Genomic DNA, 22,405 nt, shown 5'->3' on the forward strand with positions numbered 1-22,405 from the left:
GATGAGAAAAATTAGAAAAGCAGTATTTCCTGTTGCTGGTTTAGGTAGCCGTTTTTTACCTGCGACAAAAGCGCAACCAAAAGAAATGTTACCCATCGTCGATAAGCCACTGATCCAATACGCGGTAGAAGAAGCGGTTGAGGCAGGTATTACCGAAATGGTGTTCATCACAGGTCGCGCCAAACGTGCGATTGAAGATCATTTTGATAAAGCTTATGAGTTAGAAAGTGAGTTGGAAGCCGCAGGTAAACAGGCTTTGCTGGACCTGGTCAGAAACGTTATTCCAAAAAACATCAATTGTATTTATATTCGCCAACAAGCTGCTTTAGGTTTGGGTCATGCCGTTTTGTGTGCCCGTCCGGTGATTGGTGATGATCCTTTCGCTGTGTTGCTAGCGGATGATTTGATGGATGCAGATGAAGGTTATCCATCCGTTATGACGCAAATGGCTCGCTTGTATGAAGAAGAGGGTGGTAGTGTGATTGCAGTGCAGGATGTGCCGCATGAATTTACCCGCCAATACGGTATCGTCAGCGGTACGCCGTATAAAGATCGCGTAGAGAAAATGCACGGCATTGTCGAAAAACCTAAACCAGAAGATGCGCCATCTAATCTGGCGGTAGTTGGACGTTATGTTTTGTCAGCACGTATTTTTGGATATTTAGAAAAGCTGGGCAAAGGCTCCGGAGGAGAAATCCAGCTCACTGACGGCATCGCCGCAATGCTGAAGGATTATCCTGTGTATGCTTATCGCGCTGCCGCGACTCGCTATGATTGTGGTTCTAAACTTGGTTATCTCAAAGCCAGCGTCGCCTTGGGTTTAAAGCATCCAGAGACCGGAGCAGAATTTTCTGAGTATCTACGTAGTCTTAAATCTACTTAAGCTTCGCTTTGATATCAGGCCAAACGTGATGTTCAATTGCGTTTGGCCTTTTTGTTTCTACCAATTTTTTAAATTAACCCAAGCTGCTGAAAGCCAAGGAGTCTTTTTATGATTCATCCGATTTTAAAAATGGGCGACTCTCGTCTTTTACGTAAAGCAGAGCCAGTGAAGCAATTTAATACAGAAGAGCTAAACAGCCTGGTCAAAGACATGTTTGAAACCATGGTTGCGGCCAATGGCGCTGGTTTGGCAGCGCCGCAAATTGGAGTTAATTTGCAGTTAGTGATTTTTGGTTTTAAAGATAATCCACGTTACCCAGACGCCCCAAGAGTGCCGGAAACAGTCTTACTGAATCCCGTGCTAACGCCATTGTCTGATGAGACCGACGATGCCTGGGAGGGATGTTTGTCAGTGCCCGGAATGCGCGGCCTTGTGCCACGCTGGAGCAAATTACGCTATGAGGGCTTTGACCAATTCGGCAATCCCATATCTCGTGAAGTCGATGGCTTTCATGCGCGCGTAGTGCAACATGAATGCGACCATTTGGATGGCGTCTTATATCCAACGCGAATTAAAGATTTGACGAAGTTTGGTTTTACCGAAGTCCTGTTCCCAGACATGGATCAGGGCGATGACGATTGAAGCTTCGCTAGCAGATTCAACGCACTACGACAGCTTTTTCATCGGCATTAATTAATATACTCCCACTGGGTATTTTTTAATTGTCCATATAAAACATCGACAATAGACGGTTTTTCAATAAAAAATAGGGGAGTATATTCTTCTTGCTAGGGTTGATAGGGTATGTAGTGTTAGTTAAAACTGCTCGTCGTCACGCAAGTAGCGCCACTGACCTTCGGGTAAATTTCCCAGCCTGACTTTCCCTATGCGTACCCGTTTCAAGCCCAGCACTTTTAAGCCGACCATCTCGCACATGCGGCGAATCTGGCGCTTTTTACCTTCGCGCAAAACAAACTTAAGCTGATCTTCATTGAGCCAACTGACTCTGGCAGGGAGCAATTTTTTACCATCTAACATCAAGCCGTGATTGAGACGCTTTAATTCTGCATCGGGTAGGGTGCCTGTTTTGCCATATTGAACGCGAACCAGATATTCTTTTTCTACCAATGTGTCTTGCCCGATCAGTTGCTTGGCAATTCGACCATCTTGGGTCAATACCAATAAGCCGACAGAGTCGATATCCAGACGTCCTGCTGGCACCAGGCTTCTGAGTTGGGTTGGATGGAATTGCGCATCTACCGCGCATTCAGTCCAACGAGCTTCTGGTTTGATCAATGCAATCGCCGGTGTATAGCCATCTTCAGCTTGACCACTGACATAGCCGACCGGTTTATTGATGAGGATGGTGACGCGTTTTGATTGTTCCGCCGCGGCTTGACGCTCGACTGAAATTTGCTGGTCTGGCAGCACCTTACTGCCGAGTTCAGAAACTACTTTGCCGTCAACTCTGACCCATCCGCGCGCGATCCATTCGTCGGCTTCGCGGCGTGAGCAGATGCCCAATTCAGACATTCGTTTCGATAGGCGTACAAGTTCGGTCATGGCAAAGATAATCAATTAATAGTGATGAAAATAACGTTAAGTAAGTCTTAATTAAACGCGAGGTAGTCGTTTAATGGCTCAATAACAGGTAGGGCGTTGCATTAAAACAGAGATGCTAGAGATTTGTTTAGTTTTTAGAAAATATCTATTTGATTCAGCCTAAATCCGTAACGCATCCAATAGCTCAGTCTCAAATTGTAATTGGTTTTTAGCTCTTTGTAGCGAGGCACCATCGACCAGAAAAACGTCTTCTACCCGCTCACCAAGCGTCATAATTTTGGCTGTATGCAAATTAATTTTATATTTGGTTAATACGTTTGCAATCGAGTACAGTAGACCGTTTCTATCATTGGCTGAGATTGATAATAAATAGTATTGACCACGCTCATCCGGCCTTAGATCTACGCTTGGCACTATCGGGAAGGTTCTGGACATGCGTGATAACCGACCACGGTTCGGAGGTGACAAGGCAGTCTGCTGTGTGAGCACCGTTGCCAGTTCATGCTCGATTAAATTAATGATGTCACGGTAGTTATTTGCAAAGGCAGGCTCAATCACCAAAAAAGTATCGAGCGCATAGCCGCTTTTAGTTGTGTGAATTTTCGCGTCTAAAATGCCAAAATTTTTGCTATCAAAATAATTGCAAATTCGTGCAAATAAATCAGCTTGATCTTGAACATAGACAGTGACTTGCAAGCCTTCGCCAATTGGTGATAAACGACAATTGACGACCGGAACTGTGCTGTTAATTTTGTCATACAGTGAACGCGTTTGCCAGGCGATATCGGAGGAATCATGACGTAAAAAATACGCCATATCCAGTTGCTGCCAAAGCGCCTCATGAGCATCTACTGGCAAACCAAAAAGACGTAAAGCTTTAAGTGCATCCTCCTGCCGATTTTTTAATTCTCTATCTTTAGACGGCGCTTCGCCGCCTAAAATTCGCAAGGTAATACGATATAAATCCTCTAGCAGTTTCCCTTTCCATGCATTCCAAACCTTAGGACTGGTGCCTCGAATGTCTGCGACCGTGAGCAGATATAGCGCTGTGAGGTGACGTTCGTCCTTCACTATTTTTGCAAATGCCTGTACAACATCGGGATCAGATAAATCCTGTTTTTGTGCGAAATGCGACATCGTCAAATGCTGCTGTACTAAAAATATAATCAACTCAGAATTGGCTTTAGATATGCCATGATCAAAGCAAAATTTCTTTGCATCTGCCATACCTAAGACAGAATGATCGCCGCCGCGTCCTTTGGCGATATCATGGAAAAGTGCCGCGATATATAACACCCATGGTTGCGTAAAGTTCGCCATTAACTGGCTGCAAAATGGGTATTCATGTGCATGTTCTGTCATCGTAAAACGACGTATATTGCGTACCACCATCAAGATGTGTTGATCTACTGTGTAAGCATGAAAAAGGTCGTGCTGCATCTGACCAATAATACGTCTGAAGTTAGGCAGATAGCGGCCCAGAATACTCATCTGGTTCATGCGACGTAACGCATGAGTAATCCCCCGCGGTGACTGCAGAATCTGCAAAAACATCGCACGATTAAAAATATCATGGCGGAATCCCGCATCAATCAAAAAGCGGGCATGCCACAAGGCGCGCATGGTGCGTGCGGTCATCCCTTTCAATTCAGGGTGTTGCACCAGCAGCAGAAATACTTCTAGTATCGCAGACGGTGTTGACTGAAAAAGCTCATCCCGAGCCATCTCAATAAAGCCGTTTACTTCATTAAAACGCAGATTGATTGGGCGTGGGACGGACGGTTGAGGAAACAAGCTGGCTTCAATATTTTGCAGCAAGATCATATTGAGTTGCGTGACGGTTTTTGCTGCCCAATAGTAGCGCTGCATTAAGTGTTCACTGGCTCTGCGCGAATCAGTAGTCTTAAATCCAAAAGTCTCAGCAATCGCTGTTTGCACATCAAATATCAGCCTATCTTCGCGTCGACCTGCGTGAATATGCAGCCTTATGCGAATATCTTTGAAGGCGCGCTCATTGCGCTTAAGTTGGTGTGCTTCGGTCGGCGTAATTAAGCCACGATCAGCGAGTTCCCGCCATGAGTTGCCTAAGTTAGCAGCTTTAGCGACCCATAAAATCACCTGCAGGTCTCTTAGTCCCCCAGGGCTCTCTTTGCAGTTTGGTTCTAGGCTGTAGGCAGTATCTTCATACTTGACATGCCGCTGACGCATTTCCAGTAGTTTTTCCTGGAAAAACTGCTGTGGGTTTATATCAGCAAGATAGGCTGCTTGTAGTTCACGGAATAACTTACGGCTGCCAGTAACTAAGCGCGCTTCCAGCAAACAAGTTTTAACGGTAAGGTCTACTTTTGCTTCTTGCATGCATTCGTCAACGGTGCGTATACTATGGCCAATATCGAGTCCGATATCCCAAAAAATCTGCACTAATTGTTCCAGCTTTGCACGCGTCAGACTATCTGGCTGTGCAGACAGTAGAATCATCACGTCTACATCAGAATAGGGGAATAATTCTCCTCGCCCATAACCACCAACTGCGACCAGCGCGGTGCTGGTCGGGAAGTTAAATTTTTTCCAAATTTTGATTAAAACGTTATCAACATTGCGGCACAAGTCGTGCAGTAATTGTTCCGCTTTGTGATTTTCTGTGAATGCAGCGATGACCAACTGTTGCGCTGCTTTGAGTTCTTCTTTGAACTCTAATGCGGAAATGTTTGCAACAGCGGCCGTCATTATGCTGGCAGGTTTTGCGTCGAGCCGGCCAAAATAAATGCCGGAGGCGGAGGTGATCCCGCAGATAAGGTCAATACTTCATAACCTGTTTCTGTGACCAGAATTGTGTGTTCCCACTGTGCAGACAAGCTGCGGTCTTTTGTTTTAATGGTCCAGCCGTCACCCATTTCACGAATATCACGACGACCAGCATTAATCATCGGTTCTATAGTGAATATCATGCCAGGCACTAATTTCTCTAATGTGCCAGGACGCCCGTAATGAAGTACTTGTGGTTCTTCATGGAAAACTTTGCCGATGCCGTGACCGCAAAATTCACGAACCACGCTATAGCCAGCTTTTTCTGCGTGTTGTTGAATGATATGGCCGATATCGCCCAAATGATTACCCGGTTTTACTTTGGAAATACCTAACCACATGCATTCGTATGTGATCTCATTAAGACGTTTTGCCAAAATCGATGGCTCACCAACCAAGAACATACGGCTATTATCCCCGTGGTAGCCATCTTTGATCACAGTAATGTCTAAATTGACAACATCGCCACTTTTTAATATTTTATCCCCAGGAATTCCATGGCAAATTACGTCGTTGACCGAAGTGCAAATCGCCTTTGGGTAAGGCGTGTAGCCAGGTGGGCAATAGTTTAATGGAGCCGGGATGGTACCTTGGACATTGGCCATGTATTCATGACACAATCTGTCTAATTCACCCGTAGTTACGCCTACTTTGACGAATGGCGTAATGTAATCCAGTACTTCCGAGCCAAGTCGGCCTGCTATACGCATTCCTGCGATATCTTCCGGTGTTTTAATTGAGATAGATGTCATGCTGAGCCAAATAAGATGAATATAAGTAAGCTCTAATTATAGTCGAGGCAAGAGCCGTTCGCTGGCCGATCATTGCGCGCTTGAATTTAGGGCTCATTTCGTAGTAGAATAGAAGGCTAGTTTGGAAAAATGCATCACCAAGCTAAAGAAAAACTACAAATCGGCCGTGAAAAGTTGATTGAAAAATTATTTATTAATGCACGAATCTGATCAACAAGGGTGTCTGGAATTACATAATATTTCCCAGATCACTGACTGGATTCAAGACCTAACCCTGGAGTTAACATGTCTGTAACAATGCGCGAAATGCTGGAAGCTGGCGTCCATTTTGGTCACCAAACCCGTTTTTGGAATCCAAAAATGGCACCGTTCATCTTCGGTCATCGCAATAAAATTCATATCGTCAACCTGGAAAAAACTCTGGGTATGTATCAAGAGGCGATGCAATACATCCGTCAATTATCAGCAAATCGCGGCACAATTTTGTTGGTTGGTACAAAACGTCAAGCACGCGACATCATGGCAGCAGAAGCGCAACGCGCTGGTATGCCTTTCGTTGACCAGCGTTGGTTGGGTGGTATGTTGACTAACTTCAAAACAGTCAAAACATCGATCAAACGTTTGAAAGATATGGAAGCTTCTGTAGAAGATGGTTCCGTAGAAAAGTTGAGTAAAAAAGAAGCGTTGATGTTCCAGCGTGAAATCGTTAAATTGCAAAAAGCAATCGGCGGTATCAAGGATATGGGTGGTATTCCTGACGCAATTTTCGTAGTTGACGTTGGCTATCATAAAGGCGCTATCACTGAAGCTGCTAAATTGGGTATCCCAGTTATCGGCGTAGTTGATACTAATCACTCTCCTGAAGGTGTTACTTACATCATTCCAGGTAACGATGACTCCTCCAAGGCAATCGCTTTGTACGCTCGCGGCGTTGCTGATGCAATTCTCGAAGGCCGTGCTAATGCTGTCAACGAAGTGTTGGAAGCCGTTAAGCCAAGTGCTGATGAATTCGTCGAAGTGGCAGATCAAGCTTAATTGCTTAAAAGCTACGAACTGAGTTCGCAAGTAAGGTGATGGTAAAGGGGCAACAGTCGTTCGCCCCTTTTTTTAAATAAATTTTGATGTTGGTGCTTATCAATAGATGGCACTATCAATTTAGGAGAAAAACATGGCAGCGATTACAGCAGCGATGGTAGGTGAATTGCGCGCAAAGACAGATGCGCCGATGATGGAGTGCAAAAAAGCTTTGACTGAAGCCGAAGGTAATATGGATCGCGCAGAAGAATTGCTCCGTATTAAACTTGGTGGCAAAGCATCGAAAGCGGCATCCCGTATTACTGCAGAAGGCGTAGTAGCTAGTTACTTAACTGGTAATGTTGGCGCAATGATTGAAGTTAATTGCGAAACTGACTTTGTTACCAAGAACGATGACTTTTTGGCGTTAGTAAACAATTGTGCGAAGTTGGTTGCAGAGCATAACCCTGCTGACGTAGCAGCTTTATCAGCTTTGCCACTGGAAGGCGGCACAGTAGAGTCAGTGCGCGCTGCACTGATCGGGAAAATCGGCGAAAACATGTCAATTCGCCGTTTTGTACGTTTTGATACTGAATCTAAATTAGCAGCTTACTTGCACGGTACTCGTATCGGTGTTGTAGTTGACTTTAATGCCGCTGATGATCAGGTCGGTAAAGATGTTGCTATGCACATTGCCGCAATGAAACCAGTTTCATTGTCCTCTGAGCAAGTTCCTGCTGAATTGATTGAGAAAGAACGTTCAGTAGCCTCTCAGAAAGCAGCTGAGTCTGGTAAGCCAGCAGATATCGTTGCTAAAATGGTTGATGGTTCGATTCAGAAGTTTTTGAAAGAAGTCTCGCTGTTGAATCAAACATTTGTGAAGAACGACAAGCAAACAGTCGAGCAAATGTTGAAGGCGGCAAATGCTTCCGTCAAATCTTTCACAATGTATGTGGTTGGTGAAGGCATTGAGAAAAAGCAAGATGATTTCGCTGCGGAAGTAGCTGCTCAGGTGGCAGCGGCAAAGCAGGCGTAAGCAAGAATGCGGGCCGAAAGGCCCGTTTTTTTAAACTGTCCGCTTTTTAAATGTATAGATACAGTGTGCTAATTAGGTGCACTAGTTTGCATTAAATTACTATCTAGTATTTACATTTAGTGAAGCTATTTAATGCAGCTCGTTTCTCAGCTTTTAGCCTGTAAGAAATTAATCGTCTAAATCCATAAGGAGTCCAGAACGTGACAAACGTAACGAACGCAAAGCCAGCTTACAAACGTGTCCTGTTGAAGCTCTCTGGTGAGGCCTTGATGGGAGATGATGCCTTCGGAATTAATCGCGCAACAATTGAGCGTATGGTTGCTGATGTCGCTGAAGTCTCAAGGCTTGGTGTTGAATTGGCGATTGTTATTGGAGGCGGCAATATTTTTCGCGGTGTGGCGCCCGGTGCGCAAGGTATGGATCGGGCCACAGCGGATTATATGGGGATGCTTGCAACTGTAATGAATTCCCTTGCATTGGCGGATGCGATGCGTCAGGCGGGTATTACTGCCAGGGTTATGTCAGCAATTGGGATCGATCAAGTGGTTGAGCCTTACGTCCGGCCTAAAGCATTGCAATATCTGGAGGAGGGTAAAGTTGTTGTATTTGCAGCTGGAACAGGTAATCCGTTCTTTACTACAGATACTGCCGCTGCTTTAAGAGGATCAGAAATTGGTGCTGAGATCGTTTTAAAAGCAACCAAGGTCGATGGCGTTTATACTGCCGACCCAAAGAAAGATGCGACTGCAACACGTTACACTACGATTTCTTTTGATGAAGCAATCTCACGCCATTTGCAGGTAATGGACGCAACTGCATTTGCGTTATGTAGAGATCAAAAATTACCAATCAAAGTGTTCTCAATTGTCAAACCTGGTGCGCTAAGAAACGTCATCATGGGAGCAGACGAAGGCACCTTGGTGCACGTATAATTTTATCGGACGTACTACTGAATTGATAAGTTGATGTATAGGAGGGCGGCATGACCGTTGCAGATGTAAAGAAAAATACTGAACAAAGAATGCAAAAAACGATAGAGACGCTGAAGGCGGATTTGTCCAAAGTCCGTACTGGCCGCGCGCACACCGGCATTCTTGATCATGTTCAAGTTGATTACTATGGTACGGCAACACATATTACACAAGTTGCGAACGTGACCTTAATCGATGCCCGTACTATCGGTGTTCAACCTTGGGAAAAGAAAATGATTTCTGCGGTTGAGAAGGCGATTCGTGATGCGGATTTAGGTTTGAATCCGTCCACGCAAGGTGACATGATCCGAGTACCAACCCCTGCGTTGACAGAAGAGCGTCGTAAAGAAATGGTTAAGTTAGTTAAGAATGAGGGCGAAGATGGAAAAATCGCCATCCGTAATATTCGCCGTGATGCTAACGAATCACTCAAGAAAATTCTCAAGGATAAAGAGTGTTCTGAGGATGATGAGCGTCGGGCTCAAGATGATATACAGAAGCTGACCGATAAGTTTGTTAGTGAAGTAGACAAGCTGCTTGCTGAAAAAGAAAAAGAAGTATTGACGGTATAGATTGCCCCGGTATTTCCTTGCTCCTATTTGCCTTGGGCGTTTAATTAAATTTTTTGCTCAAGGCAGAAAAGAAGTAATTCATTCTGGATATTCATGACTCACATTAGCTCTACAAAAGATGTTCCCGTTGTCGATAATGTGCCTAAGCATGTAGCTATTATCATGGATGGTAATGGGCGTTGGGCTACTAAGCGCTTTTTGCCACGTGTTGCAGGACATGCTAAAGGGGTAGACGCCGTTCGTGTCATCGTCGAGGCATGTGCAATCAGGGGTGTGCAATACCTGACTCTTTTTGCCTTTAGTTCTGAAAACTGGCGTCGGCCTGCAGATGAAGTTTCTTTATTGATGCGCTTATTTGTTACTGCGCTTGAGAAAGAAGTCGCAAAAATGCACGTCAACGATATTCGCTTGAAGGTTGTCGGTGATTTAAGTCGTTTTGATGCGCCATTGCAGAAAATGATACAAGCAGCAGAGACAAAGACGGCGAACAATGCCGGGCTCACAGTCACCATCTGCGCTAACTATGGTGGCCGCTGGGATGTAGTGCAAGCCTTTAATCGATTGGTACAAGAGGGGCAAGTTAGTATGCCGATTGATGAGGATCAATTAGCGCCTTATTTGTCTATGGCGTATGCCCCCGAGCCAGATCTTTTTATCCGTACTGGCGGCGAAACAAGAATTTCTAATTTTTTACTGTGGCAATTGGCCTACAGTGAGCTGTACTTTACCGAGACCTACTGGCCTGACTTTGATGCTGCAGCGCTAGATACGGCCATCACATCCTATCAAACAAGAGAACGAAGATTTGGCCGAACCAGTGCGCAATTGGTAGGACAAACATCGTCATAGCCCTCAGGCGATTTAATGCTTAAAACTCGTGTCATTACGGCATTGCTATTATTGGCAATTTTATTGCCGATTCTTTATTCGGGTTCTTTTATTGCGTTTACGATCATCGCAACCTTGTTCTTGGGCGCCGCAATGTGGGAAAACCAACGTCTGTTTCAGAACCCGGCTCCTATTGTTATTGCCCTTATTTGGGCGGGCTTATTTGCGGGCTTAACTGTTAGTAATGCGGCTATTTCTCAACCTATGCTGTTTGCTTTGTCTACCGCATTTTGGGTAGTTAAATTTATTCCCTCGCTAGCCAGAGGTCTTCCGGCTCGTAATAACGGAATTGCTAACTCTCTATTTAGTGGTATGTATAGCGCATCTATTTTTGCTTGTTTTGTCGCGATAACCAGTTTGTTCAATTACTCCCCGATTTTTTTGTTATCTATCATGGCGATAGTCTGGGTTGCTGATATCGGAGCCTATTTTTCTGGAAAAGCTTTTGGTAAACATAAGCTGGCACCAAGTATTTCACCCGGCAAGTCTTGGGAGGGAGCGATAGGCGGCTGGATTGCTGTACTGCTGATTAGTTTTTCTGCGAGCCAAGTTGACGTGCTTTCTGGTACTTTTCCTTCCAAAGTATTAATCTCGTTTGGAATTTTGGGCTTTGTTGGCATTATGAGTCTGTTGGTTGTCGCCAGTGTTGTGGGCGATTTATTTGAATCCTCATTAAAACGCCGTGCAGGTTTCAAAGACAGCAGTGCTTTACTGCCGGGTCATGGCGGTGTGCTTGACAGGATTGACGCCTTAATCCCCGTATTACCCATTGCTGCGATCATTGTTTTATGGATGAAGTAAGTATGACGACGAGCGTATCAAGTATACAAAAACTCTGCATTTTAGGTTCAACCGGTTCTATCGGGGTTTCTACTCTGGATGTGGTTGCCAGACATCCAGATCGCTATCAGGTATTTGCTTTAACAGCACATAGTCAAGTTGAAAAATTGGCGCTGCAATGTGAGCAATTTAATCCGCAGATTGCAGTGGTTGGTTCCGCTAAGGCGGCTTCTGAATTACAGCGGCTACTGCTTGGAAAGAATCTAAAGACTGAAGTCAGTTATGGCTCACAAGCCCTATGTGATGTGGCGAGCTCTGTCGATTGTGATACGGTAATGGCGGCAATTGTCGGCGCTGCTGGTTTGCCTGCATCCTTAGCTGCAGCTAGGGCGGGTAAGAAAGTTTTACTTGCGAACAAAGAAGCCTTAGTCATGTCTGGCCAGATATTTATCAATACTGTTCGTGATAGCGGCGCTACTTTACTACCCATAGACAGCGAGCATAATGCGATCTTCCAATGCTTGCCGCATAATTACAATCGACATCCATCTGAATATGGAATCAGCAAGATTATCTTGACCGCATCTGGGGGGCCTTTTTTAAATCGCAATTTAGAATCCTTATCCGATGTAACGCCTGACGAGGCCGTGGCGCATCCAAACTGGGTCATGGGCAGGAAGATTTCGATTGATTCCGCCACCATGATGAATAAGGGCTTAGAGGTAATTGAGGCGCACTGGTTATTTGCTACGCCTGCAGAGCAAATTGAAGTTTTGATACATCCTCAGAGCGTCATTCACTCTATGGTTTCCTACAATGATGGCTCAGTCCTTGCCCAGATGGGGAATCCGGATATGCGCACACCGATTGCTTACGGTCTAGCCTACCCAGAACGAATTGCATCTGGCGTCGCACCACTTGATCTGGTTAAAATCGCTAAACTCCATTTCGAAGCGCCAGACTTTAAGCGTTTTCCTTGTCTTGATCTGGCTTATGCTGCGTTGAAAGCGGGCCAAACTGCATCAACTATATTGAACGCAAGTAATGAAGTCGCTGTCCAATCGTTTTTGGACGGCAAAATTGGTTTCAGGATGATTGATCAAATTATTGCTCGTGTATTAGACAAAATTGCATTATCTAGCGCGGATGACATTGAATCCATTCTTGAGTGCGATAAAGAAACGCGAGTAATTACTCAGGCTTTGCTCGCTTCATGATTCAAATACAAACTTTTTTACAAACTGTCCTAGCCTTTGCATTTGCGCTGGGTACTCTTGTGATTATTCACGAGCTTGGACATTATTTTGTCGCCAGACTTTGCGGTGTTAAAGTTTTACGTTTTTCTGTGGGTATGGGGCGAGTTATTTACTCAAAAAATTTTGGTAAAGACCAGACTGAATGGGCTTTATCAATTTTACCTTTGGGCGGTTACGTCAAAATGCTTGACGCCAGAGAGCAGGATGTTAGTAAGCTATCTGAGCATGAGTTAAGTAGGGAGTTTTGCAGACAGTCAGTTTGGAAGCGCATCGCCATTGTTGCCGCAGGTCCCATAGCTAATTTTTTGCTGGCAATTACTTTGTTTTCTGTTCTTTACTTGCATGGAGTTGCCGAGCCCAGTAGTAAAATTCGCGTACCTTCAAGTTCTTCATTGGCTTATCACTCAGGTTTGCGTCAAGGTGACGTGATCACTAGCGTAAATGATGAAAATGTACAAACTTGGTCTGACGTGCGCTGGAAGTTGCTTCAATTAGGTTTATCTAAAAGTAACGCGCAGTTAGTTGTCGCTAGGGTTAGTCAAAATAAACCGGAAATTCTTGATCACGTAACGATTGAACTCCCTTTATCCCAGCTCTCAAGTAAAGAGCTGGAAGCCGATTTTTTGACTCAATTGGGTTTTTCTGTTGCTCGTCCGGCGGCAATACTAGGCACAGTAGATCCCGATGGAGCTGCGAAGCGCGCTGGCTTGCAGGAGAAAGACCAAATTCTTGAAGTTGATGGTAGACCATTATTGGATGGCTTAGCATTTACCGAACTGGTCAATGCTTCCCCAAATAAAGCGATGCATTTGTTAGTCAAGCGAGGCGAACGAACTTTCGAACTTGATGTCACACCTGAGCAGCAAGTGATTAAGGATCAGACTATTGGCAGAATTAAAGTTGGATTGATGCTCGCACCAGAGATGGTGCAAGTAGAAACAACTATTTTGGATTCAGTGGTCAAGGGCATAAAAAGAACCTGGGATACCAGTATTTTGAATTTTAAAATGCTGGGGAAAATGGTGACTGGAGATATTTCTTTAAAGAATATTACAGGTCCCATTACGATTGCTGATTATGCAGGTCAGACCTCCAGAACCAGTGTCGTCAGTTACCTTAGCTTTATTGCTTTAATCAGTATTAGTCTTGGCGTCATGAATTTGCTCCCTATTCCTGTGTTGGATGGCGGGCATTTGTTGTATTATTCGCTGGAAGTTTTGACTGGAAGGGCTGTGTCAGAGCGTTTCGGTGAGATTGCACAGCGCGCAGGCGTAGTTTTATTAATGGCTTTGATGGCAGTTGCCTTTTTTAATGATATTTCACGACTAATGTCATAATGCGCAGCTGAAGCAAACTATGCTGCTGGTTGTCGATCTTTCCGGTAGAAATTTGAGATTAAATAACACCCAATGAAATTACATATCGAGCACTTTACTTTGCCAAATACTTTGCCTAAATTACGACGCCACATATTGGCATTAGCGGCTCTTGCCGTTTGTTCAGGAAGTGCATTGGCCGTTGAGCCATTCACTGTAAAAGATATCCGTGTAGAGGGTATTCAGCGAACCGAAGCAGGAACTGTATTTACTTATCTTCCCGTTAAAGTTGGCGAAGTATTTGATGATGCCAAGAGTATTACTGCAATCAAGTCTTTGTATGCGACAGGTTTCTTTAAAGACGTTCAAATCGAAGTGCAAAACGGTGTTTTAATTGTTTTGCTTGAAGAGCGTCCATCTATCGCTGGCGTCGAGTTCACCGGTACCAAAGAGTTTGAAAAAGATGCTTTGATTAAAGCCTTAAAAGATATTGGTGTTGGTGAAGCAAAAATCTTCGATAAAGCGACGGTGGATCGTGCAGAGCAAGAACTGAAACGTCAATATTTATCGCGCGGTTTGTATGGTGTTCAGATTACGACAACAATCACGCCAATTGAGCGTAACCGGGTAAATGTTACTTTTGCAGTTAATGAAGGTGATATCGCTCGCATTGCACAGATTACTTTAGTAGGTAATAAAGCGTTCTCCGATAGTGAATTACGTGAATTATTTGCGCTCTCAACACCTGGTTGGTTTAGTTGGTACACCAAGGCTGATCAATACTCAAAACAAAAATTGTCTGGCGATATAGAAACACTGCGATCTTTTTATCAAAATCGCGGTTATCTGGAAATGCAAATTGATTCCACGCAAATTTCTATTACCCCAGATAAAAAGAATATTTACATCACCATCAATATTATAGAAGGCGACAAATACACAGTATCTGACGTCAAGCTTGAAGGTGAGGTTTTCGGTCGTGAAGACGAACTGAAATCTTTGTTATCCCTAAAGAGCGGTGACATTTATAACGCTGCGAGATTAACGGATAGTACCAAACGTATTTCTGAGCGTATAGGTAACTTTGGTTACGCTTTTGCGAACGTTAATGCCAATCCGCAACTTGATAAAGAAAAGAAAGAAGTTGCGTTCACAATCTTTATCGATCCTGGTAAGCGAGTCTATGTACGCCGCATTAATCTTGCAGGTAACACCCGAACCAGAGACGAGGTAATTCGTAGAGAATTCCGTCAATTCGAAGGATCTTGGTATGACGGTGAAAAAATCAAAATTTCTCGCGATAGGGTTGATCGTCTTGGATATTTTAAAGACGTCAATATAGAAACGCCAGAAGTGCCAACTAGTACAGATCAAGTTGATGTGAATTTGACGATCACTGAGAAGCCGACCGGTAATATTTTGCTCGGTGCAGGTTACTCCGGCGCAGAAAAATTGACTTTAACAGGTTCAATTCAACAAGCAAATGCGTTTGGTAGTGGTGATACGATTGGGCTTGATGTCAATACAAGCCGTCAAAACCGTACTATTGCAGTGACTCATGTCGATCCTTATTTCACTGATGATGGCGTAAGTCGCAGTTTTGATCTTTACTTGCGTACAACTAGACCAATCATTGGTAGTTATGGTGATTATAAAGTTAAAACAACTGGCGGTAACGTTCGGTTTGGTGTGCCATTTTCTGAGGTTGATACCGTATTCTTTGGTTTGGGTATTGAACGCACGGATGTACAGACTTTTTCGCCTCTCGATGGCATACAAAGTCCATCGCGGTATTTGACATACGTCGCTACGTACGGTGACGGCATTAAAGATATCTCTAATCCTCTCTATGGCGTTGGTAACGCAGTTACTACGGCTTTTCCATTAACAGCGGCGTGGCAGAGAGATAGTCGAGATAGCGCTCTGACACCATCGATTGGTCGTTATCAACGTGCGAATTTGGAAGTTGCTGCTATAGGTAGTTTCAAATATTATCGCGCAATTTATCAGCATCAATATTTCAAACCTATTTATCGCTCAGTTGTGTTGGCGATGAATGGTGAGTTTGATTATGGTCACGGTCTTGGGGGTAACCCGTATCCATTGTTTAAGAACTTTTATGCGGGCGGTATTGGCTCTGTCCGCGGTTATGAACCGTCTTCTTTGGGAAGTCGAGATTCAAATAATGATGCTTTGGGTGGCGCTTCCAGGTTGTTCGGTAATATAGAGCTACAATTGCCATTCCCGGGTGCTGATAAGTCGTTAAGATGGTTTACTTTCCTGGATGGTGGTAACGTCTTTGATGAAGGTCAAAAAATACGTATCAGTGATATGCGATACTCTGCTGGTATGGGGATTAGCTGGATTTCACCTGTAGGTCCTTTGAAGTTGAGTATTGGTAAAGCATTGAATGCAAAACCAGAAGATAAAAAACAAGCTTTCCAATTTCAATTGGGTGCTGGATTTTAAACAAACGGTCTGCTAAGTTTTAACTTGTTTGAGTTTGTATTTGAGAGTGTTTTTCGGAGAATATTTTGAGTCAACTTACTACCCCGTCCAAATTGTTGCAAAGCCTGATGGTTTGTGCGGCCTGTTTTGTCAGCGTTGCTCAAGTCCATGCACAGGATTCCAGAGTCGCTATTTTTGATTCTCAACGTGTTATGCGTGAGTCTGGTCCAGCCAAAGCTGCCGAAGAAAAAATTAAACAAGAGTTTTCTAAGCGCGGCAAAGAAGTTGATGATTTGGGCCTTAAAATTAAAGCAATGGCAGAAAAGCTTGAAAAAGATGCTCCCGTTATTTCTGAGTCTGAGCGAATTAAACGTCAGCGCGAGTTAACGGATCTGGATCAGGATTTCAAACGCAAACAACGTATTTTTAGCGAAGACCTGAATCAGCGTAAGAATGAAGAAATCGCTGCTTTAGTAGATCGCGCCGTAAAAGCCGTGAAGCAAATTGCCGAAGCTGAAAAATACGATATCGTCTTGCAAGATGCTGTCTACTTTAATCCACGCGTTGATATCACAGACAAGGTTCTCAAAGCCCTGTCCAAATAAAATATGACCACCATAAGCATTCGGCTGGGGGAATTGGTCGATCGCTTCGGTGGTCAATTAATTGGCTCTCCAGATGTTGATGTCACTGGCATCGCTCCTTTGAGTGACGCCGGTTCTAGCCAACTCAGCTTTTTATCCAACTCTAAATTACGTTCACAAGTATCGCAGACACGCGCTGCTGCATTGATCCTGTCTGCGACAGATCATGCTGCTCTCGGTGATTTATATCTTGGTATTTGCATTATCGTTGATAATCCTTATGTCTACTTTGCCCGGGTAGCCCAACATTTTGCTGCCTTACAAGCTATTCCTGCTGACAAAGGCGTACATCCAACTGCCTTCGTCAGTCCACATGCAGTCATCGCTCCCAGCGCCTCTATTGGTGCACATGCTACGGTTGAAGCCGAGGCCGTGATTGCTGAAAACGTCGTTATCGGCGCGGGTTGTTTTATCGGGCGAGGTGTAAACCTTGATGCCAATACACGAGTTCATCCTAATGTCACGATTTACGACTATTGTAGTATCGGTCAACGCGTGATTATTCATTCGGGTGCGGTGATTGGTGCTGATGGATTTGGCTTTGCAAATGAGCGTGGCTACTGGATTAAGATTCCGCAAACCGGGCGTGTGTTGATCGGTGATGATGTGGAAATTGGTGCGAATACCAGTATTGATCGCGGTGCACTCGCAGATACCATCATCGAAGAGGGCGTTAAGTTGGATAACCAAATTCAAATTGGGCATAACTGTCACATCGGAGCGCATACGGCAATGGCTGGCTGCGTCGGGGTTGCAGGTAGTGCCAAAATTGGAAAGCATTGCACATTTGGCGGTGCCGCCATGGTGTTAGGGCATTTAAATATCGTTGATAACGTACATATTTCGTCGGGTAGCATGGTCACCCGTTCCATTTTAGAACCGGGTCAATATACAGGTTTTTATCCATTAGCAAAAAATGCAGATTGGGAAAAAACTGCCTCGATTGTTCGTAATTTAAACAGCATGCGCGACAAAATCCGACAATTAGAAAAAACCATTAAATCGCTTACAGAAAAATCATCATGAACAGTCTCGATATCAATCAAATCAAGCAATATCTTCCACATCGTTACCCTATGTTGTTAGTAGATCGCGTTTTGGATTGGGAAAGCGGTAAGCGTATTACAGCGATCAAAAATGTGACCGCAAATGAAGAGTTTTTCAATGGCCATTTTCCGAATAAGCCAGTTATGCCCGGTGTTTTGATGATAGAAGCAATGGCACAAACTGCCGCGATTTTGTCTTTCCTGACGATGGATCAAAAACCGGATGAAAATACAATAGTCTACTTTTTAGGCATTGATGGCGCACGCTTTAAACGACCTGTAGAGCCTGGTGATCAATTAAGAATTGAAGTAGAAATTTTGCGTATTACCCGAGGTATCTGGAAATACAAAGCCAAAGCGACCGTTGATGGCCAACTTGCTGTAGAGGGCGAATTAATGTGTACCTTACGCTCAACCACTGACACTCCTACGACGGTGTAAATCATGGCGATCCATCCAACAGCACTGATTGATCCTAAAGCCTCATTGGACAGCTCGGTTGAGGTGGGTCCGTATTCGGTTATAGGACCCAATGTCTCGATCGGTGCCGGGACAAAAATTGCATCGCATGTGGTGATTGATGGCCACACCAGCATTGGTTGCGACAACCAGTTTCATCCGTTTTCATCCATAGGCGGCCCTGCACAGGACAAAAAATATGCTGGTGAAGCGACGCGTTTAGAAATTGGTGATCGTAACTTGATCCGTGAATTTTGTACCTTCAATTGCGGTACCGTGCAAGATAAAGGCCTGACCCGTATTGGTAGCGATAACTGGTTTTTAGCCTATGTGCATATTGCGCATGACTGCCAGGTTGGCAATCGTACGATCTTCTCCAACAATGCGGCATTAGCCGGTCATGTCCAGATTGGCGACTGGGTAATTTTAAGCGGCTTTGCGGCGGTACATCAATTTACCCAAATCGGCCCGCATGCTTTTGTCGGGATGAATACCAGCCTGACGCAAGACGTACCTCCTTTCGTGCTTTTGTCTGGCAACCCCGCTCAGGCGCATGGCATCAATATTGAAGGCTTGAAACGACGTGGGTTTGATCGTGCCCAAATCTCTGCTTTGCGCCAAGCCTACAAAACTATCTACAAGTCAGGTTTGACATTAGACGAGGCGAAATCTGCTTTGGATCAAGAGATTGCCGACTTGCCTGACAGCGAAGCGCAGCACGTCCAGCAAATGCGCCAGTTTCTTGATACCACCACACGCGGCATTGTGCGTTAATTTTAGCGGTATGCGGTAGCCCAATAAACTTTAGATGAGTTTTGAACGAGCTTCAACTAGGCTTAAATCAAGCTCCATTTACTTCACTGTGTTTGTGTACTTTTTGTATTGGACTACTCTTGTCAAACAATTCCGTCATTGCTATGGTCGCTGGTGAAACCTCTGGCGACATGCTGGCTAATCGTATGTTGTCCGGCCTCAGAAAACAATTACCTGATGCCGTAATGCATGGGATTGGCGGGCCAAGGATGGCTGAGTACGGTTTTATCAACGACTGGCCAATGGATAAACTGGCAGTACGTGGCTTGTTTGAAGTATTAGCGCATTACCGAGAGATCAGTGGGATTCGTAAACAATTGCGTGAGCGTTTGCTTGTAGAAAAGCCTGACGTATTTATCGGCGTTGACGCTCCAGACTTCAACCTGGATTTAGAAATCCAGCTCAAGCGAGCTGGTATACCGACCATGCATTACATCAGCCCGTCGATCTGGGCGTGGCGTGGCGGACGTATCAAAAAAATTGCTGAAGCCGTCTCGCATATGCTGGTCGTCTTTCCGTTTGAGGAAAAAATTTACCGCGATGCCGGTATTCCGGTCACCTATGTCGGCCATCCTTTAGCGCAAGTGATCCCGCTAGAAATCGACACTGCAGCTGCGCGGGAAGAACTGGGCTTTCCCGCGGATGCAAGAATCTTGACGGTGTTACCTGGCAGCCGGATGTCAGAAATTAAGTACAACACGGCGACGTTTATCAGTGCTGCAAAAATCTTATGTGCGCGCGATCCTCAGTTGCAAATCGTGGTGCCGATGGCTGGCTCCAAACAACGCAGTTACTACATCAAACTAGTGGTACAAGCCAAGTTAGAAGGTGTACCCGTGTTGCTGATCGATGGCCGATCACATACGGCAATTGCTGCTGCGGACGTTGTATTAGTCGCCTCAGGTACCGCGTCGCTAGAGGTCGCTTTATTTAAAAAACCAATGGTGATCGCTTATAAAATGATGGAAGCATCATGGCAAATCATGCGGCACATGGGGTATCAGCCATGGATAGGTTTGCCGAATATTCTTGAGCGTGAATTTGTCGTACCTGAATTTTTGCAAAGTGCCGCAACGCCAGAAGCTTTAGCAGAGGCTTTGTGGAAGCAATTAAACGATACGTCATTGCGTGACTCACTTCAGCAGCGTTTTACCGACATGCATCACACGCTATTACGTGATACAGCCGAATTGTCCTCCAATGCGGTGATGGCGGTGATGGATAAGCACCGCTCTGGCCGCTGATTTGTCTTACAGGTTTGATCAGGCTTCCGCGTCTGATAACATTGATTTTTCCTGACAAATTCAGACCTAGTTTTGCACAGATTTAAATATACTCCCCATTATTTTTAGTAAAATCGCTTTGTTGTCCAGACTTTACTTGGACACCTAATATATACGGGGTGGGAGTAATTTATTCTCTCAATCCATTATTCCAATGAGGAATCTGAGTTGAAAGCAAAGCTCTTGCTTAAAAATTAGGCTATCCTATGTCATCCCCTTCATTTGCTTTTTTATCTTATGTATATCGACTCTCATTGCCATATTAATTTCCCTGAACTGGCGATACGCATGCCAGAAATTATGTCGAAAATGGAGGAGAACGGTGTTACGCATGCCCTGTGCGTGTCGGTTGATTTGCCGCATTTTCCGCAGGTATTGGCACTGGCAGAAGCATATCCAAATATCTACGCGTCGGTGGGCGTCCATCCAGATTATGAAGACACCGAGGAGCCGAGTGCAGAGCAACTCGTGCACTTGTCACAGCATCCAAAAATTATTGCCATAGGCGAGACCGGCCTGGATTATTTCCGGCTGACAGGTGATCTGGAATGGCAGCGCGAGCGGTTCCGGCAGCATATCCGTGCCTCTAGGCTCAGTCGCAAGCCGTTGATTATCCACACCCGATCTGCCTCAGAAGACACCATCCGTATTATGCAAGAAGAGGGCGCTGGCATTGCCCAAGGTGGCGTTGGTGGTGTGATGCATTGCTTTACCGAGTCTTTAGAAGTTGCGCTGGCGGCGATTGAAATGGATTTTTATATTTCTTTCTCCGGTATCCTGACTTTTAAGAGTGCCAAAGATCTACAAGCGGTTGCACGTGCTTTGCCTTTAGAACGCATTTTGATCGAAACCGATTCACCTTATCTGGCACCCACGCCGCATCGAGGCAAAATGAATGAACCTGGTTTTGTGCGCCATGTGGGTGAATTTTTAGCTGACTTAAAAGGGATTTCAGTCAAACAGGTGCAAGAAGCGACGACTGAGAATTTTTTTAAATTATTCAATCTAGCGCAATAAGATGCAAAATCAATTCCGGATCAATTTAGAAACTAACTTCAGAGCTACTGATTTAGAAGGCAAGCTAAGATTAGTGCCAGTTTTTAGCCAACGCCGCACTGCACTTTGGATGCTGTCCATACTGCTGTTAGTTACCAATCTGTTTTTGCCTACTTCAGCACATGCAGGGTCTTACGACGATCTGATCACCGCCGTCAAATTTGATTATGTTGAAGTGGTTCAAGACCTGCTAGTTAAAGGCATCGACCCAAACTCGGTAGAGCCAGGCAGAGGCGAGACTATATTAATGCTCGCTCTGCGTGAACATTCCGACAAAGTGTTTAATCTACTAATGGCGCAGCCAGAGATAAAAATCGAGGCTAGAGCAAACAACGGTGATACCGCACTGATGATCGCCAGCTATGAGGATAACATCGAGGCAGTAAAAAAACTGATCGCCGCCGACGCGCAGATCAACCAGCCCGGCTGGACGGCGCTGCATTATGCCGCTGCAAAAGGCAATCTGGAAATCATCTCTCTACTGCTAGAGCATTCAGCATACATCGACACAGAATCGCCCAATAAAACCACGCCGTTGATGATGGCGGTACGTTCTGGCAAATCAGAAGCAATTACTTTGCTATTGGACGAGGGCGCGGACGCTACTGTAAAAAATCAACTAGGTTTGACCGCACTGGATTTTGCGCTGAAATACGAACAAAAAGAAATTGCTGAAATTTTAAAAGAGCATATAAAAAAGTATCACTGAATTGTTGGTCGATTGCCTTATTAATTCCACCAAAACGTCGTTAAAAATTTGGTCAAAGTTGAGTTAAAGTATGGTCAAAGTATGGTCACTGAGTAGTAACAAACAAGCGGC

21 protein-coding genes are annotated in these 22,405 nt (G+C 44.7%); 18 read left to right on the forward strand and 3 right to left on the reverse strand.

Annotation, left to right across the window (positions count from 1 at the left end):
- Nucleotide 1 precedes the first annotated feature (1 nt).
- Both galU and def read left to right on the forward strand, forming a co-directional pair.
- Complete coding sequence (gene galU / locus AAKU61_RS08720) at nt 2–883, forward strand: UTP--glucose-1-phosphate uridylyltransferase GalU (RefSeq protein ID WP_354331400.1); 882 nt, start codon at nt 2–4, stop codon at nt 881–883.
- A 108-nt stretch (nt 884–991) separates the two neighbouring features.
- Nucleotides 992–1,525 (forward strand): peptide deformylase, encoded by a 534-nt coding sequence (gene def / locus AAKU61_RS08725; RefSeq protein ID WP_354331402.1) that lies wholly within the window; start codon nt 992–994, stop codon nt 1,523–1,525.
- Between the two features lie 174 nt (nt 1,526–1,699).
- Here the strand turns inward: def and AAKU61_RS08730 are convergent, their stop codons facing one another.
- From AAKU61_RS08730 to map, 3 genes are all read right to left on the reverse strand, one after another.
- A complete protein-coding gene (locus AAKU61_RS08730) occupies nt 1,700–2,446 on the reverse strand; it encodes a pseudouridine synthase (RefSeq protein ID WP_354331403.1) in 747 nt (248 codons plus the stop codon).
- A gap of 159 nt (nt 2,447–2,605) precedes the next feature.
- Nucleotides 2,606–5,173 carry a [protein-PII] uridylyltransferase gene (locus tag AAKU61_RS08735; RefSeq protein WP_354331405.1) on the reverse strand — a complete coding sequence of 856 codons (2,568 nt, stop codon included), beginning with the start codon at nt 5,171–5,173 and terminating at the stop codon, nt 2,606–2,608.
- A complete protein-coding gene (map, locus tag AAKU61_RS08740; RefSeq protein WP_354331407.1) occupies nt 5,173–6,003 on the reverse strand; it encodes a type I methionyl aminopeptidase in 831 nt (276 codons plus the stop codon). Before map ends, AAKU61_RS08735 begins: the two co-directional genes overlap by 1 nt.
- Before the next feature lie 285 nt (nt 6,004–6,288).
- On the opposite strand from map, the gene rpsB reads away from it, so the two are divergent.
- From rpsB to AAKU61_RS08820, 16 genes are all read left to right on the forward strand, one after another.
- Nucleotides 6,289–7,038, forward strand: a complete 750-nt coding sequence (gene rpsB, locus AAKU61_RS08745; protein WP_354331409.1) for a 30S ribosomal protein S2 — start codon at nt 6,289–6,291, stop codon at nt 7,036–7,038.
- A 133-nt stretch (nt 7,039–7,171) separates the two neighbouring features.
- Nucleotides 7,172–8,053, forward strand: a complete 882-nt coding sequence (gene tsf, locus AAKU61_RS08750; RefSeq protein ID WP_322119278.1) for a translation elongation factor Ts — start codon at nt 7,172–7,174, stop codon at nt 8,051–8,053.
- A 200-nt stretch (nt 8,054–8,253) separates the two neighbouring features.
- Nucleotides 8,254–8,985 carry a UMP kinase gene (pyrH, locus tag AAKU61_RS08755; protein ID WP_354331411.1) on the forward strand — a complete coding sequence of 244 codons (732 nt, stop codon included), beginning with the start codon at nt 8,254–8,256 and terminating at the stop codon, nt 8,983–8,985.
- 50 nt (nt 8,986–9,035) lie between these two features.
- Complete coding sequence (gene frr / locus AAKU61_RS08760) at nt 9,036–9,596, forward strand: ribosome recycling factor (protein ID WP_322119276.1); 561 nt, start codon at nt 9,036–9,038, stop codon at nt 9,594–9,596.
- Between the two features lie 93 nt (nt 9,597–9,689).
- Nucleotides 9,690–10,445: a polyprenyl diphosphate synthase gene (gene uppS / locus AAKU61_RS08765; protein ID WP_354331414.1), complete on the forward strand. Its 756-nt coding sequence runs from the start codon at nt 9,690–9,692 to the stop codon at nt 10,443–10,445.
- 15 nt (nt 10,446–10,460) lie between these two features.
- The gene (locus tag AAKU61_RS08770; protein WP_354331416.1) at nt 10,461–11,285 is read left to right on the forward strand and encodes a phosphatidate cytidylyltransferase; all 825 of its coding nucleotides are present in this window, start codon (nt 10,461–10,463) and stop codon (nt 11,283–11,285) included.
- A gap of 23 nt (nt 11,286–11,308) precedes the next feature.
- Entirely contained in the window at nt 11,309–12,481 is a 1,173-nt protein-coding gene (ispC, locus tag AAKU61_RS08775) for a 1-deoxy-D-xylulose-5-phosphate reductoisomerase (RefSeq protein ID WP_354331463.1), read from the forward strand.
- Complete coding sequence (rseP, locus tag AAKU61_RS08780) at nt 12,478–13,857, forward strand: RIP metalloprotease RseP (protein WP_354331418.1); 1,380 nt, start codon at nt 12,478–12,480, stop codon at nt 13,855–13,857. The genes ispC and rseP overlap by 4 nt, the downstream gene beginning before the upstream one ends.
- A 72-nt stretch (nt 13,858–13,929) precedes the next feature.
- A complete protein-coding gene (gene bamA / locus AAKU61_RS08785; protein WP_354331420.1) occupies nt 13,930–16,305 on the forward strand; it encodes an outer membrane protein assembly factor BamA in 2,376 nt (791 codons plus the stop codon).
- Between the two features lie 107 nt (nt 16,306–16,412).
- Complete coding sequence (locus tag AAKU61_RS08790) at nt 16,413–16,889, forward strand: OmpH/Skp family outer membrane protein (protein ID WP_322121591.1); 477 nt, start codon at nt 16,413–16,415, stop codon at nt 16,887–16,889.
- Between the two features lie 12 nt (nt 16,890–16,901).
- Nucleotides 16,902–17,954 (forward strand): UDP-3-O-(3-hydroxymyristoyl)glucosamine N-acyltransferase, encoded by a 1,053-nt coding sequence (gene lpxD, locus AAKU61_RS08795; protein ID WP_354331465.1) that lies wholly within the window; start codon nt 16,902–16,904, stop codon nt 17,952–17,954.
- Nucleotides 17,951–18,415, forward strand: coding sequence for a 3-hydroxyacyl-ACP dehydratase FabZ (fabZ, locus tag AAKU61_RS08800; protein WP_354331421.1), 465 nt, complete (start codon nt 17,951–17,953; stop codon nt 18,413–18,415). Before lpxD ends, fabZ begins: the two co-directional genes overlap by 4 nt.
- On the forward strand, nt 18,416–19,207 hold the full coding sequence (lpxA, locus tag AAKU61_RS08805) for an acyl-ACP--UDP-N-acetylglucosamine O-acyltransferase (RefSeq protein ID WP_354331467.1): 792 nt from the start codon (nt 18,416–18,418) through the stop codon (nt 19,205–19,207).
- A gap of 143 nt (nt 19,208–19,350) precedes the next feature.
- Nucleotides 19,351–20,490, forward strand: a complete 1,140-nt coding sequence (lpxB, locus tag AAKU61_RS08810) for a lipid-A-disaccharide synthase (protein ID WP_354331469.1) — start codon at nt 19,351–19,353, stop codon at nt 20,488–20,490.
- 276 nt (nt 20,491–20,766) lie between these two features.
- A complete protein-coding gene (locus AAKU61_RS08815; RefSeq protein WP_354331423.1) occupies nt 20,767–21,546 on the forward strand; it encodes a TatD family hydrolase in 780 nt (259 codons plus the stop codon).
- Between the two features lies 1 nt (nt 21,547).
- Entirely contained in the window at nt 21,548–22,294 is a 747-nt protein-coding gene (locus AAKU61_RS08820; RefSeq protein ID WP_354331425.1) for an ankyrin repeat domain-containing protein, read from the forward strand.
- Nucleotides 22,295–22,405 lie beyond the last annotated feature (111 nt).

The organism is Undibacterium sp. GrIS 1.2 (assembly GCF_040544435.1).
In the GTDB taxonomy this organism is placed as follows: Bacteria; Pseudomonadota; Gammaproteobacteria; order Burkholderiales; family Burkholderiaceae_D; genus Undibacterium.

What these genes read in the sequence shown, in the direction of transcription:
- AAKU61_RS08790 (WP_322121591.1), top strand. Translation starts at nt 16,413, where the DNA reads ATGGTTTGTGCGGCCTGTTTTGTCAGCGTTGCTCAAGTCCATGCACAG.
- fabZ (WP_354331421.1), top strand. Translation starts at nt 17,951, where the DNA reads ATGAACAGTCTCGATATCAATCAAATCAAGCAATATCTTCCACATCGT.
- tsf (WP_322119278.1), top strand. Translation starts at nt 7,172, where the DNA reads ATGGCAGCGATTACAGCAGCGATGGTAGGTGAATTGCGCGCAAAGACA.
- AAKU61_RS08735 (WP_354331405.1), bottom strand. Translation starts at nt 5,173, where the DNA reads ATGACGGCCGCTGTTGCAAACATTTCCGCATTAGAGTTCAAAGAAGAA.
- rseP (WP_354331418.1), top strand. Translation starts at nt 12,478, where the DNA reads ATGATTCAAATACAAACTTTTTTACAAACTGTCCTAGCCTTTGCATTT.
- lpxB (WP_354331469.1), top strand. Translation starts at nt 19,351, where the DNA reads ATGGTCGCTGGTGAAACCTCTGGCGACATGCTGGCTAATCGTATGTTG.
- frr (WP_322119276.1), top strand. Translation starts at nt 9,036, where the DNA reads ATGACCGTTGCAGATGTAAAGAAAAATACTGAACAAAGAATGCAAAAA.
- map (WP_354331407.1), bottom strand. Translation starts at nt 6,003, where the DNA reads ATGACATCTATCTCAATTAAAACACCGGAAGATATCGCAGGAATGCGT.
- uppS (WP_354331414.1), top strand. Translation starts at nt 9,690, where the DNA reads ATGACTCACATTAGCTCTACAAAAGATGTTCCCGTTGTCGATAATGTG.
- bamA (WP_354331420.1), top strand. Translation starts at nt 13,930, where the DNA reads ATGAAATTACATATCGAGCACTTTACTTTGCCAAATACTTTGCCTAAA.
- AAKU61_RS08815 (WP_354331423.1), top strand. Translation starts at nt 20,767, where the DNA reads ATGTATATCGACTCTCATTGCCATATTAATTTCCCTGAACTGGCGATA.
- AAKU61_RS08820 (WP_354331425.1), top strand. Translation starts at nt 21,548, where the DNA reads ATGCAAAATCAATTCCGGATCAATTTAGAAACTAACTTCAGAGCTACT.
- AAKU61_RS08730 (WP_354331403.1), bottom strand. Translation starts at nt 2,446, where the DNA reads ATGACCGAACTTGTACGCCTATCGAAACGAATGTCTGAATTGGGCATC.
- def (WP_354331402.1), top strand. Translation starts at nt 992, where the DNA reads ATGATTCATCCGATTTTAAAAATGGGCGACTCTCGTCTTTTACGTAAA.
- AAKU61_RS08770 (WP_354331416.1), top strand. Translation starts at nt 10,461, where the DNA reads ATGCTTAAAACTCGTGTCATTACGGCATTGCTATTATTGGCAATTTTA.
- galU (WP_354331400.1), top strand. Translation starts at nt 2, where the DNA reads ATGAGAAAAATTAGAAAAGCAGTATTTCCTGTTGCTGGTTTAGGTAGC.
- rpsB (WP_354331409.1), top strand. Translation starts at nt 6,289, where the DNA reads ATGTCTGTAACAATGCGCGAAATGCTGGAAGCTGGCGTCCATTTTGGT.